This window comes from Pseudomonas sp. 11/12A, assembly GCF_000800055.1.
GTDB classification, from domain to species: Bacteria; Pseudomonadota; Gammaproteobacteria; order Pseudomonadales; family Pseudomonadaceae; genus Aquipseudomonas; species Aquipseudomonas mohnii.
The window spans coordinates 5,299,968-5,314,069 of sequence record NZ_JUGV01000001.1; the positions used below are offsets into that span (position 1 = coordinate 5,299,968).

Annotated in this window: 10 protein-coding genes; 7 read left to right on the forward strand and 3 right to left on the reverse strand. The window is 59.1% G+C overall.

Going from position 1 to position 14,102, the window contains the following annotated elements; translation table 11 throughout:
• Positions 1-7: 7 nt before the first annotated feature.
• Positions 8-499, reverse strand: coding sequence for a 5-(carboxyamino)imidazole ribonucleotide mutase (gene purE / locus GQ39_RS24460; RefSeq protein WP_017341565.1), 492 nt, complete (start codon positions 497-499; stop codon positions 8-10).
• 407 nt (positions 500-906) lie between these two features.
• On the opposite strand from purE, the gene GQ39_RS24465 reads away from it, so the two are divergent.
• The gene (locus GQ39_RS24465) at positions 907-1,503 is read left to right on the forward strand and encodes a hypothetical protein (protein WP_052193630.1); all 597 of its coding nucleotides are present in this window, start codon (positions 907-909) and stop codon (positions 1,501-1,503) included.
• A gap of 145 nt (positions 1,504-1,648) precedes the next feature.
• On the opposite strand, the gene GQ39_RS24470 is transcribed toward GQ39_RS24465, so the two are convergent.
• Complete coding sequence (locus tag GQ39_RS24470) at positions 1,649-2,560, reverse strand: LysR substrate-binding domain-containing protein (protein ID WP_047535223.1); 912 nt, start codon at positions 2,558-2,560, stop codon at positions 1,649-1,651.
• 180 nt (positions 2,561-2,740) lie between these two features.
• Here GQ39_RS24470 and aspA point away from each other — a divergent pair, with 180 nt between their 5' ends.
• The 3 genes from aspA (at position 2,741) to GQ39_RS24485 (ending at position 6,994) form a co-directional block, all read left to right on the forward strand.
• Positions 2,741-4,165 (forward strand): aspartate ammonia-lyase, encoded by a 1,425-nt coding sequence (aspA, locus tag GQ39_RS24475; protein ID WP_047535225.1) that lies wholly within the window; start codon positions 2,741-2,743, stop codon positions 4,163-4,165.
• A 269-nt stretch (positions 4,166-4,434) separates the two neighbouring features.
• On the forward strand, positions 4,435-5,883 hold the full coding sequence (locus tag GQ39_RS24480) for an alanine/glycine:cation symporter family protein (RefSeq protein WP_047535227.1): 1,449 nt from the start codon (positions 4,435-4,437) through the stop codon (positions 5,881-5,883).
• Positions 5,884-5,989: 106 nt separating this feature from the next.
• Entirely contained in the window at positions 5,990-6,994 is a 1,005-nt protein-coding gene (locus tag GQ39_RS24485) for an asparaginase (protein ID WP_047535228.1), read from the forward strand.
• A 76-nt stretch (positions 6,995-7,070) separates the two neighbouring features.
• Here the strand turns inward: GQ39_RS24485 and GQ39_RS24490 are convergent, their stop codons facing one another.
• Positions 7,071-10,481 (reverse strand): dermonecrotic toxin domain-containing protein, encoded by a 3,411-nt coding sequence (locus GQ39_RS24490; RefSeq protein WP_047535229.1) that lies wholly within the window; start codon positions 10,479-10,481, stop codon positions 7,071-7,073.
• A gap of 219 nt (positions 10,482-10,700) precedes the next feature.
• On the opposite strand from GQ39_RS24490, the gene GQ39_RS24495 reads away from it, so the two are divergent.
• The 3 genes from GQ39_RS24495 to GQ39_RS24505 all read left to right on the forward strand — a co-directional run bounded on the left by GQ39_RS24495 (position 10,701) and on the right by GQ39_RS24505 (position 14,010).
• On the forward strand, positions 10,701-11,699 hold the full coding sequence (locus tag GQ39_RS24495; RefSeq protein ID WP_047535230.1) for an AraC family transcriptional regulator: 999 nt from the start codon (positions 10,701-10,703) through the stop codon (positions 11,697-11,699).
• A 166-nt stretch (positions 11,700-11,865) separates the two neighbouring features.
• A complete protein-coding gene (locus tag GQ39_RS24500; protein WP_047535232.1) occupies positions 11,866-12,897 on the forward strand; it encodes a histone deacetylase family protein in 1,032 nt (343 codons plus the stop codon).
• A gap of 12 nt (positions 12,898-12,909) precedes the next feature.
• Positions 12,910-14,010, forward strand: coding sequence for a polyamine ABC transporter substrate-binding protein (locus GQ39_RS24505; protein WP_047535235.1), 1,101 nt, complete (start codon positions 12,910-12,912; stop codon positions 14,008-14,010).
• The last annotated feature ends 92 nt before the right edge of the window (positions 14,011-14,102 follow it).

Genomic DNA, 14,102 nt, shown 5'->3' on the forward strand with positions numbered 1-14,102 from the left:
AACAACCTCAGGCGATGCGTGGGTCTGGATTTTCCAGGACGCTGTCTGTCTGCTCAGCACGGAAGGTTTTCAACACCGCGTGGAACTGCGGGTGCTTGGCGCCCAGGATACTCGCCGACAGCAGCGCGGCGTTGATCGCGCCAGCCTTGCCGATGGCCAGGGTGGCGACCGGAATGCCCGCAGGCATCTGCACAATAGAGAGCAGCGAATCGACACCCGAGAGCATCGACGACTGCACCGGCACGCCCAGCACCGGCAGGTGGGTCTTGGCCGCACACATGCCAGGCAAGTGGGCCGCGCCACCGGCACCGGCGATGATCACCTCGATGCCACGCGCCTCGGCTTCTTCAGCGTACTGGAACAGCAGGTCCGGGGTGCGGTGGGCAGAGACCACTTTCACCTCGTAGGGGATGCCGAGCTTTTCCAGCATATCGGCGGTGTGGCTAAGGGTGGACCAATCGGACTTGGAGCCCATGATCACGCCAACCAATGCACTCATCGTCGTGCCTCTTCTCTCTGGGCGCCCGCAGGCGCATCAAAAAACAACAAGCCACGCAAAATGCGTGGCTTGATTGTACGAATTATGGCCGGGCGAACCGGCCGAAGGCCGCGCAGTATACCGCAATACGCCAGATAAACAGCCCCTCTTGCGACCATCTGTCATTCGCCTTGCCGGAATTTAAACTGACTCCAAAGTCAGCTGGGACAGCTGTTTCAGATGACGACTTAATTACTCTCGAGAACCCAAACTTCTAACCGCCAAAAGTTGGCACTATTAATTCAACGCAATACAAAGCAACAGACGCCAACTCGCAAAAACAATACATCATCATTAGATTTAATCCGCTGGAACTTTATAAGCAAACAAAGCTTGCAACATTCACAAGACAACTAAAGGATTCAAGGATGAGCCCAACTGCCGACTCCACCAAGAAGAAACCAATTACTATTTTCGTGGTCATTCACGATGACGTACCGGAATCAACAAGAAAAAACCTTCATGCCGACTACTTCCAGCCGCTCATATCCGAGCTGGAAAGTTTCACCGAGCGTAAAGTCTACGTGATCTTTGGCCGCCTCGCGCCCTACAGCAACTTTGATTATAAAAACGAAAACGAACAAATCACCTCATCGCGCTGGGAAAACATGTGCGTCAGCTATTTGGAGAAAAGACTCGCAGAAGGGTTCATAATTGACCGACCGACCAAAGTGCTCCTGGTCACCAACGAAGACATGAACAACAGGATCGCAGGTATAGCTCGTGTCCACCCACCGTTATTTACCGGAATAAGCGCAATCGCATCGCTGACCGGCTACAACTATGCCGCCCATGAAATTGGCCATTTACTAGGGGCCAGGCATGAAGATTCGGAAATCCAATACAACGGCTGGTGGTGTGAAACTTACATGACACCAAAACCTGGAGGCATTACATCCAACTGTTATCTCTTCAGCCCTGCCAACCGACAGAACATAAAGAATTATTTGGCGAGCATAGACTGATAACGACTGGATTATTCATCAGGAAAGTTTCATGACAGGTCGATTCAATCCGTTCAAATATCTCGAAGAGATACAATAAAAACCCGATTAACCCCGCCACTGTAAAAGAGTGAACGCATCATCGGCTTTCACTCTTTATTTTCTGTCAGATGGTCGAGCCCGCCGCCCCACCCTCCAGCTTGCGCCACAACAACCGCACATTCGCCTTGCGCACCAGCGCGCAGCGATACAGGCGAATTTCCAGTGGCACATGCCATTGCGGACCGCCGCAGACCACCAGTTCACCGCGCGCCAGTTCGGCGCGCACACTCAATTGCGGCACCCAGGCGATGCCCAGTCCCTCCAGCGCCATGCTTTTGAGGCTGTCGGCCATGGCGGTTTCGTAGATGGTAGTGAAGCGCAACGCTCGCTGACGTAACAGCATGTTCACCGAGCGACCGAGAAACGCGCCCGCGCTGTAGGCCAGCAAAGGCACACTGCCCTCACCTTCCAGATCGAACAGCGGCTTGCCCTCTGTATCCGCCGCGCAAACCGGGAGCATCTCGGTATGCCCCAGGTGTAGCGAAGGGAAGATTTCCGGGTCCATCTGCATGGCCGCATCCGGGTCGTAGAACGCGAGCATCAGGTCGCAGCCACCTTCCCGCAAGGCATGCACCGCATCGCCAACGTTGGTTGCCACCAATCGTGTGGCGATGTTCAGGCCTTCGTTGCGCAGTTGGGCGATCCAGCGCGGAAAGAACCCCAGCGCCAGCGAGTGAGCGGCAGCGACCTGCATTACTTCACCCTGCCCGCCTTCCAGATGATGCAAATGACGCAACACCTCACCGAGTTGCTCGACCACGGTCCGCGCGGTGACGAGGAACAACTGCCCCGCCGCCGTCAGCTCCACCGGCGTGCGCGAGCGGTTGACCAGCGTCAGGCCCAGCGCGGCTTCCAGGCTGCGGATCCGCCGACTGAACGCCGGCTGGGTCACGAAACGCCGTTCCGCCGCCTGGGAGAAGCTGCGGGTGGCAGCTAGGGCACTGAAGTCCTCCAGCCATTTGCTTTCCAGATTCATCACGTCCTCCCGGACACGCACCAATTTAGGTCACACGCTCGCCGCACACACGGCGTCACATAGGCATTATGCCGAATGTGCATAGGCCAGTGTTTAACAGCATTGGCCCAAATTTCTTCACAAGCCTAGCATTTGCAGTGTTCCGGCACAGACCGGGTCCATATCGAGATGATTTCTATCATGTCCTCCGCTGCATCTTTCCGCACAGAAAAAGACCTGCTTGGCGTACTCGAAGTACCGGCTCAAGCGTATTACGGCATCCAGACCCTGCGAGCGGTGAACAACTTCCGTCTCTCCGGCGTTCCGATTTCGCACTACCCGAAGCTGGTTGTCGGCCTGGCCATGGTCAAACAAGCCGCCGCTGACGCCAACCGTGAATTGGGTCACCTCAGTGAAGCCAAGCACGCGGCCATCAGCGAAGCCTGTGCACGATTGATCCGCGGCGATTTCCACGAAGAGTTCGTGGTGGACATGATTCAAGGCGGCGCTGGCACTTCGACCAACATGAACGCCAACGAAGTGATCGCCAACATCGCACTGGAGGCCATGGGTCACCAGAAAGGCGAATATCAGTACCTGCACCCGAACAACGACGTGAACATGGCGCAGTCGACCAACGACGCTTACCCGACGGCTATCCGCCTGGGTCTGCTGTTGGGTCACGATGCGCTGCTGGCCAGCCTCGACAGCCTGATTCAGTCGTTTGCCGCCAAAGGTGCAGAATTCAACCACGTCCTGAAGATGGGCCGTACCCAGCTGCAAGACGCCGTGCCGATGACCCTCGGCCAGGAATTCCGTGCTTTCGCCACGACCCTGGGCGAAGACCTGGCACGCCTGAAAACGCTGGCACCTGAACTGCTGACCGAAGTGAACCTGGGCGGCACCGCGATCGGCACCGGCATCAACGCCGACCCGCGCTACCAGCACCTGGCCGTTCAGCGCCTGGCAACCATCAGCGGTCATCCGCTGGTACCGGCAGCCGACCTGATCGAAGCCACTTCCGACATGGGCGCGTTCGTGCTGTTCTCCGGCATGCTCAAGCGTACCGCGGTCAAGCTGTCGAAGATCTGCAACGACTTGCGCCTGCTGTCCAGCGGTCCACGCACCGGCATCAACGAAATCAACCTGCCAGCGCGTCAGCCGGGCAGCTCGATCATGCCAGGCAAGGTCAACCCGGTTATCCCGGAAGCCGTTAACCAAGTCGCGTTCCAGATCATCGGTAACGACTTGGCGCTGACCATCGCGGCCGAAGGCGGCCAGCTGCAACTGAACGTGATGGAGCCGCTGATCGCGTTCAAGATCTTCGACTCGATCCGCCTGCTGCAACGCGCCATGGACATGCTGCGCGAGCACTGCATCGTCGGCATCACCGCCAACGAAGAGCGCTGCCGTGAACTGGTCGAACACTCGATCGGCCTGGTCACCGCACTGAACCCGTACATCGGCTATGAAAACGCCACCCGCATCGCCCGCATCGCGCTCGAAAGCGGCCGCGGCGTGCTGGAACTGGTGCGCGAAGAAGGCTTGCTCGACGACGCCATGCTCGCCGACATCCTGCGCCCGGAAAACATGATTGCTCCGCGTCTGGTTCCGCTTAAAGCCTGATCCGACGCGTTACCTGTAGCACCGCTCACCAGGTCGAGGGACTAGACACCTCTCACCTTTTGAGGGCTTGGAGATCATTCTCCAGGCCCTTTTTTTATCCGCGACAGAAGCAAAAGCTCAACCCCTGCGAAACCCGACCTAACAACAAACCCGCGATATGAAACCGGGACGAACATCGACCCGCCTGTTGTGCCGAGCGCCAACGGGTGTAACGCAATGTGTCCGTCTGGCCAGCATTTGCCTAAACAAAAAACAGCGAGGAAAAATCCATGCTCGAAGTCATTAACGACTTCCTCTCAGGGAAAGTACTGATCGTGCTCATTGTCGGGCTCGGTAGCTATTTCACGATCCGCTCGCGTTTCGTTCAATTGCGTCACTTCTTCCACATGTTCGCCGTGTTCCGCGACAGCCTTAAAAGCAGCGCCGGGCAACTCAGCTCGTTCCAGGCCCTGATGCTCAGCCTTGCCGGCCGCGTCGGTGCAGGCAACATCGCCGGTGTCGGCATCGCCGTGACCCTTGGCGGACCAGGCGCGGTGTTCTGGATGTGGGTGACCGCGCTGGTCGGCATGTCCAGCAGCTTCTTTGAATGCTCCCTTGGCCAGCTCTACAAACGCGCCGATGCCGACGGTACCTACCGGGGCGGCCCGTCCTACTACATCCAGCATGGCCTGCAAAAACGCGGGCTCGGCATGCTCATGGCATTCCTGCTGCTGGTGACGTTCGGCTTCGCCTTCAACGGCCTGCAAGCCCACGCCGTGACCCACTCACTGAACAATGCCTTCGGTCTGGACACGACCTACACCGGCATCGGCCTGGCCGTGCTGCTGGGCCTGGTGTTCATTGGCGGAATCAAGCGCATCGCCAAGGTCGCCGACCTGCTGGTGCCGGTGAAAACACTGGTGTACATCGGCGTGACCCTTTACGTGATCGTGCTGCAGTTCGATCACGTTCCAGCCATGCTGATGACCATCGTCAAAAGTGCCTTCGGTCTGGACCAGGCCTTCGGCGGCCTGATCGGCAGCGCCATCGTCATGGGCGTGAAGCGTGGCGTGTTCGCCAACGAAGCGGGCCTGGGCAGCGCGCCCAATGTGGCCGCTGTCGCGTCGGTCGAGCACCCGGTGGCACAAGGCGTGGTGCAAGCCTTCAGCGTATTCCTCGACACGTTCGTGATCTGCACCTGCACCGCGCTGCTGATCCTGCTCTCGGGCTTCTACACCCCGGGCTTCGAAGGCGACGGCATCGCCCTGACCCAGAACTCCCTGGCCGCCGTGGTCGGTGACTGGGGCCGGATGTTCATTTCCGTGGCGCTGGCGTTGTTCGTGTTCACCTCGATCCTCTACAACTACTACCTGGGCGAGAGCAACCTGCGCTTCCTGATCGGCGAAAACCGCAAGGCGCTGATGGGCTACCGTGCGTTGGTGCTGGTATTGATCTTCTGGGGCGCCATCGAGAACCTCGGCACCGTGTTCGCCTTCGCCGACATCACCATGACCCTGCTGGCGTTCGTCAACCTGATCGCGCTGTTCCTGCTGTTCAAGGTCGGCATGCGCATCCTGCGCGACTACGACGACCAGCGCGCCGCCGGGATCAAGACGCCGGTGTTCGATTCCGCCAAGTTCCCGGACCTGGATCTGGATCGCCAGGCGTGGCCGGCCAATCCGCCAGCCGCCACCAAGGCCCAAGCCGAACCGCATGGCGTACCTGCAGCGCAACGCTGACGGGTAGATGACGGGCGCATACTCCGCGCCCGTCAGTTAAAGTTCGAAAAACTGTGGAAGCGAACAAGCTCACTTCCACAGGCACTCTTCCTTCCGGAGAATCCCCATGAATTCCTCGAACTACCCTGCCGCCCAGCACGTCATGGTGCTCTACACCGGCGGCACCATCGGCATGCAAGCCAGCGCCCATGGTCTGGCCCCGGCCTCCGGTTTCGAAGCGCGCATGCGCGAGTACCTGCACAGCCAACCGGAACGGGTCGTGCCGCAGTGGCGCTTTCGCGAGATGTCGCCGCTGATCGACAGCGCCAACATGACCCCGGCCTACTGGCAGCAACTGCGTGAAGCCGTGGTCGATGCCGTTGACGTGCAAGGCTGCGACAGTGTGCTGATCCTGCATGGCACCGACACCCTGGCCTACAGTGCTGCGGCGATGAGCTTCCAGTTGCTCGGCCTGCAGGCCCGCGTGTGCTTCACCGGCTCCATGCTGCCGGCCGGCGTCACTGATAGCGATGCCTGGGAAAACCTCAGCGGCGCGCTGGTTGCGTTGGGCCAAGGCCTGGCACCGGGTGTGCACCTGTACTTCCATGGCGAGCTGTTGGCACCGACCCGCTGCGCGAAAGTACGCAGTTTCGGCCGCCATCCCTTCAAGCGCCTGGAACGTCAGGGCGGCGGCGTGAAGGCAACTTCGATAGCTCCACAGTTGAACTACAACCAACCCAGGCAACTGGCGAACGTCGCGGTACTGCCACTGTTCCCCGGCATCGGCGCCGAGGTACTGGACGGCTTGCTCGCCAGCGGCATTCAAGGCCTGGTGCTGGAGTGCTATGGCAGTGGAACCGGGCCCAGCGACAATCCGGCGTTCCTCGCCAGCCTGGGGCGAGCGCGGGACAAAGGCGTGGTGGTGGTGGCGGTTACGCAGTGCCATGAAGGTGGCGTCGAGCTGGATGTATACGAGGCCGGCAGTCGCTTGCGCGGGGTCGGTGTGTTGTCCGGCGGCGGCATGACCCGTGAAGCGGCGTTCGGCAAGTTGCACGGGTTGTTGGGGGCGGGGCTGGAAACGAGCGAAGTCCGTCGACTTGTAGAACTCGACCTCTGTGGCGAGCTGGTCTGAGGCAAACAGGGCCGGTAGCAAACTAGCAAGCCTTCCTGTCCGTCGCCGTCAGGAAGGCTTGCCCTGTAACTTCAGTCTATTGATGGAAAAACACCTGCCTGGCCGTCGTTCGGCTAATGTCGCCACGCCATATGCTGGTCACTGCGTGGCCAGCCGCCTGTTGATCCTTCTGAAAATTCAGGCCCAGGCGGCGCTGCGCGACCGTTTTCAAATGCGCCTTGGCAAAGGAATCTGGAGCAGCCTCTTTTGTCGGGTAGTGAAAATGGGCATACCACAGCACATTGTTGTCGGTATCGCGGATCTCGTATTCCTGCAAAAAGTCAGTGCCTTTACCCCCAGAGCTGTCGGTTCGCCCGCCGACCTTGCGGATGCTTATCTCTTCTGCCTCCAACAGATACTCCACCGCCCCCGCGGTCGGATTCCGCGACTTGTACATTTCAATGCGTGTTTGCTGTGCCAGCTTCCGAAGGCGCGTGGCTGTATTCCTCAATTGATCGACGACTGGCTCTAATGACACTTCACCCGCCGACCGGGTCAACGCCTCGATGTTGTAGGCGGCAGCGTCAAACGGGTCAGCCTGGTTCATGATGAGACTTTCTACATCGGCCGGCGGACGATCGGATTTGGCCATCCGCCTGGCCTCAGCCACCTGCCCGTCGTATCCGGCCAATAGATCTCGCGCATTTTTCTCCAGTTTTCCAAGCTTCCTTGTGGCCCGAACACTAAGCGGCATGCCTCCCAGCAGCCGTAGGCGGAAATCGAAACTCCAGCGACCCTGCTCATCGCTTTTCAACCAGGGGCCCCTGCGCGACGCGCTCGTCGGATCGGTGATCACAACCCCATCCAATGTAGGCGACACCCGAAACCAGTCATCTTCGATGCAGGCATACACGTTGCCGCCTTGCTTATATAGCCCGCGAAACTCGCCGGATTTGACCAACGAATCTCCGCGCAGCGGCACCGAGAGCTTGAATGAGTTGAGATTGGCCAGCTGTGGAGCTGACAACTGGCCTCGCGCGCTGTTCCAGCCAAAAGACAGCTTCGGCTCTCCCCCGAAAGGGCCGACAGGCCGCCTGTCAATTTTATTGTCGAGCAGGATGCGCAGATCGAGCGCGGTTTCGCCGACAACGCCAGACGCTTCGGTGCGCGCAATCGCAGGCACGGGCGAACCCGAGTGCACCAGTATCAAGGCCAGGTTCATCAACACATCTGCCGCTGCTTCCAATCGATGCTCGGCATTTTCGCGTTGAACAAGCCCTTCAATGCTTTTGGTGAGTTGGACCAAAAGGCCGATAGTAGCCAATGGGCCGTCCAACAATGGTTGTAACAGGTTGAACAATGCCCACCCGAAGTCCTTGAGTTGATCCCAGCGGGCCTCTGAGTTCGATACGGAATCACCTTTGGCCTGCTCGATCAGTGCCTGGGCGCAAGCCCGGTACAGCGCGCTGAACACGTCCACTGAGACCGCGCTGGCGAGCGAGACGCGTTGCAACTGGAGCACGTCGAACTCACCGAGAATGACCCCTCCTACATGGGGCTCCACGAAGCCGCCGTTGGCATAGATGTGGCGAATCGAGGGTGCCAGCCCGGCAAGCACGCTGCGCTGCAATGACTCATCCTCCTGAATGGCGCTCAACAAATCTGCCCACGAGACAAACTCGAGCATTGGTTCGTCCGAAGCAGGTCGGTAGAGAATGTGTGGCCCGCGTCCAAGCTCCTGCGGGCCGATCACAAACATGTTCAAGACGTAGTCCGTTCTGGAGTCGGCTCCAGCCTGGAATCCCAGCGGTCTGACCACCATGGCATGTCCCTCGACCTGACGATCGACCGCGGCCGTTTGCAGGGCGGCGACAACCTGTCGATAAGCCGGATCGGACAAGCGCTTGCGGATTTTCAGTTCCAGTGCCAACAGCGGCAGTTGAATGCTCATGCTTGCGCGAAATTGTTCTCGTCGCCTTTGGGACTCATCGGAGTCACCCCGCAATTTGCGCTGCAACAGGTCGGGATAACGCTGGCCGATGTCGGCGCGAGTGGTCAGGTCCCTCAGATAGTCATAGGTCAGCCACGCCGGTGGTTCGCCGTTGCGATAATGGATCTGCGATGGAACCAGGGGCAACGCGCCGATATTTTTCACGGCCAGTTGCGAAAATGCCGAGCGGGTTGTCTGGTAGCGAGGCTCGGGAAATGGCGGATCAATGATTTCGAACGCCGTGTTCTCCAACCGCTGCTGCGTCACCTCGATATCGCGCACATTGATAAGCTTTCGGGTCGGATCGTCTGCGACCATCAGCGCCTTCAATGCCTGCTCGGCATACTCATGAATGGGCGCGATGTCCGACAGGAATGTGGTACCGGTTCGATTCTGGCCCGCCTGCGAGGCCAGCAATTTGCTGTAAGCAACGCGATCAGCCGGACTGGCTTGCTTTAGCCATGATGGCAACAAGTCTTCCAGCGTCGACAACCTGGCTTCATGACCTGAATGAAAGGCACCCAGTAACGTCGAGGGACTACTGACCTGTTCCAGCCGTCGTTCGAGCGTCGGCAAGTCGGCGAATACTTCGGGTTTGATTGCCGCAATAACCTGCAGCTGACGCTCGAGAAGACTCAGGGTCAGTGCGTCGAAAATGTCATGTTCAGGCCAGTAGTTTCTTAGCGACAGGCGTCCCGCGCGGCGCACACCAAACCAGGATCGCGTCATGGCTTCCTCGGAGCTGAATACTTCGATTCCGCCGGACAATGTGAACAGTAGCGCAATGGTTCGCCCACCCACATTGCGGGTCATCGACAGGACCAGCACATCATCCGCAGTGGCGGTGCTGACGTCCTCATACACGAATGTCACGGCAGCTTGGGTCGCCGCATCGCCCTGGACCCTTTCGCGCTGGGTGTTATCGGGGTAATCAAGCACGCCCTGGACCGCCAGCAGTGCTTCACCGGCAAGTGCTTGGGAGGCTATCCGCAGTTGCTCTCGGAACAGATCGCGCAGTCGCTGCCAGAGACCGGCGTCGTTCCCGCTCGATTGGCTCCAGAAGTCGACCAGCTCTTGTTGATAGCACTGCAGCAACTGCGGCCCCCATTCATCGAGCACCTCGCTGATTTCGCTCAATTCAACGTTAATGGCTGGAGGCGTTTCTACGTTGGAGTAGCGTGAGAGAAAGCTCTTGTCACTGAAAGCCCTGCAACTGCCCTTCCAGTAACTTTCGAGCAACAGATCCGTCAGTCCGTAGCTTAGATAACCCGCAAAGCTTGACCCTCCCGGGGTTTCATTCCACCGAGGTTCGAGTACGGCAGCGCTTGCAGCCTTGATATCGAGACTGGGAAACAGGTCATCCAGGACTTGTTGCAAGGTCCTTCGAGCCGTTTCTCGCAAGGTGGGGCGATTGGCAAACAGGTGCAAAATGCTCAAGGCCTGTGAAGCCACCTCAGCATCCGGCCGCAGGGGACGCAGCAGGCGGGTATCGGTTGAGGTCGTGTCTGAAGAGGTCATGATTTAAGTCCATCCCTGGGTACATGAAATGTCGTCACGACAGCCAACGCTCGGGCGTGTGACCGTCATGACCAAGGTAATAACCTTGCAGACACGGGAAGGCGGTATCCATGTATAGCGTCTGTAACCGTTGGCTTCACCGGGCGTGCCGCCCCCCCATGACTCCGGGCCCGGCACACAACTTGCTCCCATTCCAGCAAATCAAGACTGGAAGTCGCCATGCTCCACTCTCATCTCACGACCCTCAATGCCGTCTCGCTGATCCTCAACACCTTCAAGGCTGAAGGCTTGTCCAGTGAGGCGCTATTGGCCGGCAGCGGCATCAGTGCGGCGGATCTGAACCGCGCCGACACGCGCATCACCACCAATCAAGAGATGCAAGTCTGTGCCAACGCTGTCGCACTCAAGCGTGACATCGGCCTGGAATTGGGCCGGCGGATGCACGTGTCCTGCTACGGCATTCTCGGTTATGCACTGCTCACCAGTGCCACCTTCGGTGACGCTTTGCGTCTGGCGATGCGTTATCCGGCGCTGCTGGGAACACTTTTCGAACTGAGCCTGGAGGAAGATGGCGAGCGTGTCTGGTTCGTCGCGGCCGACTATCGCGAGAGCCCGGCGATGGCGGTGTTCAACGCCGAGTTCTGCCTGGTTTCGCTGAAGGTCATCTGCGACGACCTGCTCGGTCATCCGCTGCCACTGCTCGCCGCTCGCTTCGAACATGCCGCACCCGACTACGAAGCGACCTATGCCGAACACTTCAACTGCCCGCTGCATTTCGGGGCACGGGACAACGCCTTCGCCTTCGACAAGCACTGGCTCGATCAACCCTTGCCCTTGGCCGACGTGATTACCCATCAAGCCATGGCCGAACGTTGCCGCAAGCAGAATACCGAGTTCACCGGACGCCAGGCGTGGCTGGGGCGAATCCGCCAATTGCTGAGTGCGCAACTGAATGCGGCGCCTGGGCTGGAGGGCCTGGCGGAGCAGATGAACTGTTCGGCGAGAACCCTGCGTCGGCATCTCAAGGACCTGGGCTGCAGCTATCAGGAATTGCTCGATGAATTGCGCTTCGAACAGGCCAAGCAAATGCTGTGCGAGGATCAGTTGCCGATCTATCAGATTGCCGAGGCCCTGGGTTTCAGCGAGACCGCGAGCTTTCGCCATGCCTTCGTGCGCTGGAGTGGTGTAGCGCCAAGCCAGTTCCGCCCACATGGATAACGTCTGAATTCCACGCGCCATGCCAGGGCGTGGCGCATTAAAAAGGGGCGAATTTCGGTCAGTTTTTTTGGCCATATCGATCCCCTTTTGGCCTTTCCTGCCGTTTTCCAAAATCGTCCATGCCGCAAGACTGTGTTCAACCGAATCAGCCTGCGGAGAACAAGAAATGCTGACGATCTACTCGAATGATCACCATCTGCACCACGGCCGTTGTGAATTGATAGATGGGCAACTCAAGCCTTGCTTCGAAATGCCTTCGCGCGCCGACCACGTGTTGGCCCGCGTGCAAAACCAGAACCTCGGCCCGGTAGAAGCGCCCAAGGATTTCGGCCTCGGCCCCATCGAGCGCATACACAGCCGCGACTACCTCGACTTCTTCAAAGGCGCCTGGGCGCGCTGGACCGAATTCAACACTGACGGCGACCTGCTGCCCTACACCTGGCCGGCCCGCACCCTGCGCCAAATCAAACCGACCAGCCTGCACGGCCAGCTCGGTTACTACAGCTTCGACGGCGGTGCGCCGATCACTGCCGGAACCTGGCAGGCCGCGTACAGCGCAGCGCAAGTGGCATTGACCGCCCAGGCAGAAATCCAGGCTGGCGCGCGCAGTGCCTTTGCCTTGTGCCGTCCACCAGGACACCACGCCGCTGGCGACTTGATGGGGGGTTATTGCTACCTTAACAACGCGGCCATCGCCGCCCAGGCCTTCCTCGACCAGGGTCACAAAAAGGTCGCGATCCTCGACGTGGACTACCACCACGGCAACGGCACCCAATCGATTTTCTATGAACGCAACGACGTGCTGTTCACCTCGATCCATGGCCACCCGGAAGCCGAGTTCCCGTTCTTCCTTGGTTATGAAGATGAGTTGGGTGAAGGCGCCGGTGAGGGCTTCAATTTCAACTACCCGTTGCCCGCCGGCAGCGGCTGGGACACATGGAGCGCGGCGCTGGAACAGGCCTGCAAAGAGATCGAAAGCTACGGCGCGGACATCATTGTCGTGTCCCTGGGCGTCGACACCTTCAAGGACGATCCGATCTCGCAATTCAAGCTCGATAGCCCGGATTACCTGGCCATGGGCAAGCGCATCGCAGCCCTGGGCAAACCAACGCTGTTCGTGATGGAGGGCGGTTACGCGGTCGAGGAAATCGGCATCAACGCGGTGAACGTCCTTGAAGGTTTTGAAAGCGCTCAGTGAGGAATTAAAACAATGAAAAGGCTCAAGCGTTTTATCGTGCCGGCCCTGAGTGCCCTGGTGCTCAGTGGCGCCGCGCACGCCGAAGAACGAACGTTGCGCGTCTACAACTGGTTCGACTACATCACCCCCAAAGCCCTGGAAGATTTCAAGGCGCAGAACACCCAGACCAAACTGGTCTACGACATTTTCGACACCAACGAAGCCCTCGAAGCCAAGCTGCTGACCGGCAACTCCGGTTACGACGTGGTGGTGCCGTCCAACGTGTTCCTCGCCAAGCAGATCGAGGCTGGCGTGTTCCAGCCGCTGGACCGCAGCAAGCTGCCGAACTGGAACCACCTCGATCCCAAGCTGATGAAGCTGATCGAAGCCAACGACCCGGGGAACAAATTCGCGGTGCCTTACATGTACGGCACCATCCTGATCGGCTTCAACCCGGCCAAGGTCAAGGCAGTCCTCGGCGATAACGCACCGGTGGACAGCTGGGACCTGATCTTCAAGGAAGAGAACATCAGCAAGCTCAAGCAGTGCGGCGTCGCCCTGCTCGACTCGCCGTCGGAGATACTGCCCCTGGCCCTGCAACACCTCGGCCTGGACCCCAACAGCAAAAAGCCTGCGGACTACGACAAGGCTGAAGCGCTGCTGATGAAGATTCGCCCGTATATCACCTACTTCCACTCATCGAAGTACATGGCTGATATCGCCAACGGTGACATCTGCGTCGCCGTGGGCTATTCCGGCAGTTTTTCCCAGGCCGCCAACCGCGCCAAGGAAGCCAAGAATGGTGTCGTCGTCGACATGCGGCTGCCAAAAGAAGGCGCGCCGATCTGGTTCGACATGCTCGCCATTCCGAAGGGTGCGAAGAACCCGGAAGACGCCTACACCTTCATCAACTACTTGCTGCAACCGCAGGTGATTGCGCCGGTCAGCGACTTCGTCGGCTACCCGAACCCGAACAAGGACGCCACCGAGCTGGTCGACCCGGCGATCCGCAATAACCCGAACCTGTACCCGACCGACACGGCGATGGGCACGCTCTATACCCTGCAACCGCTGCCTCGCGATGCCGAACGTGCGCGGACCCGGGCCTGGACCAAAATCAAGTCAGGCACCTGACCCGTATCGCTTCAACCGCTTCCCCGGACCCGCGCATGCGCGGGTCTTTTTTTGCCCGCGATATTTATTTACCGCCATCGCCCAACGGCCCG

What these genes read in the sequence shown, in the direction of transcription:
- GQ39_RS24505 (WP_047535235.1), top strand. Translation starts at nt 12,910, where the DNA reads ATGAAAAGGCTCAAGCGTTTTATCGTGCCGGCCCTGAGTGCCCTGGTG.
- GQ39_RS24470 (WP_047535223.1), bottom strand. Translation starts at nt 2,560, where the DNA reads ATGAATCTGGAAAGCAAATGGCTGGAGGACTTCAGTGCCCTAGCTGCC.
- aspA (WP_047535225.1), top strand. Translation starts at nt 2,741, where the DNA reads ATGTCCTCCGCTGCATCTTTCCGCACAGAAAAAGACCTGCTTGGCGTA.
- GQ39_RS24465 (WP_052193630.1), top strand. Translation starts at nt 907, where the DNA reads ATGAGCCCAACTGCCGACTCCACCAAGAAGAAACCAATTACTATTTTC.
- GQ39_RS24485 (WP_047535228.1), top strand. Translation starts at nt 5,990, where the DNA reads ATGAATTCCTCGAACTACCCTGCCGCCCAGCACGTCATGGTGCTCTAC.
- GQ39_RS24480 (WP_047535227.1), top strand. Translation starts at nt 4,435, where the DNA reads ATGCTCGAAGTCATTAACGACTTCCTCTCAGGGAAAGTACTGATCGTG.
- purE (WP_017341565.1), bottom strand. Translation starts at nt 499, where the DNA reads ATGAGTGCATTGGTTGGCGTGATCATGGGCTCCAAGTCCGATTGGTCC.
- GQ39_RS24490 (WP_047535229.1), bottom strand. Translation starts at nt 10,481, where the DNA reads ATGACCTCTTCAGACACGACCTCAACCGATACCCGCCTGCTGCGTCCC.
- GQ39_RS24500 (WP_047535232.1), top strand. Translation starts at nt 11,866, where the DNA reads ATGCTGACGATCTACTCGAATGATCACCATCTGCACCACGGCCGTTGT.
- GQ39_RS24495 (WP_047535230.1), top strand. Translation starts at nt 10,701, where the DNA reads ATGCTCCACTCTCATCTCACGACCCTCAATGCCGTCTCGCTGATCCTC.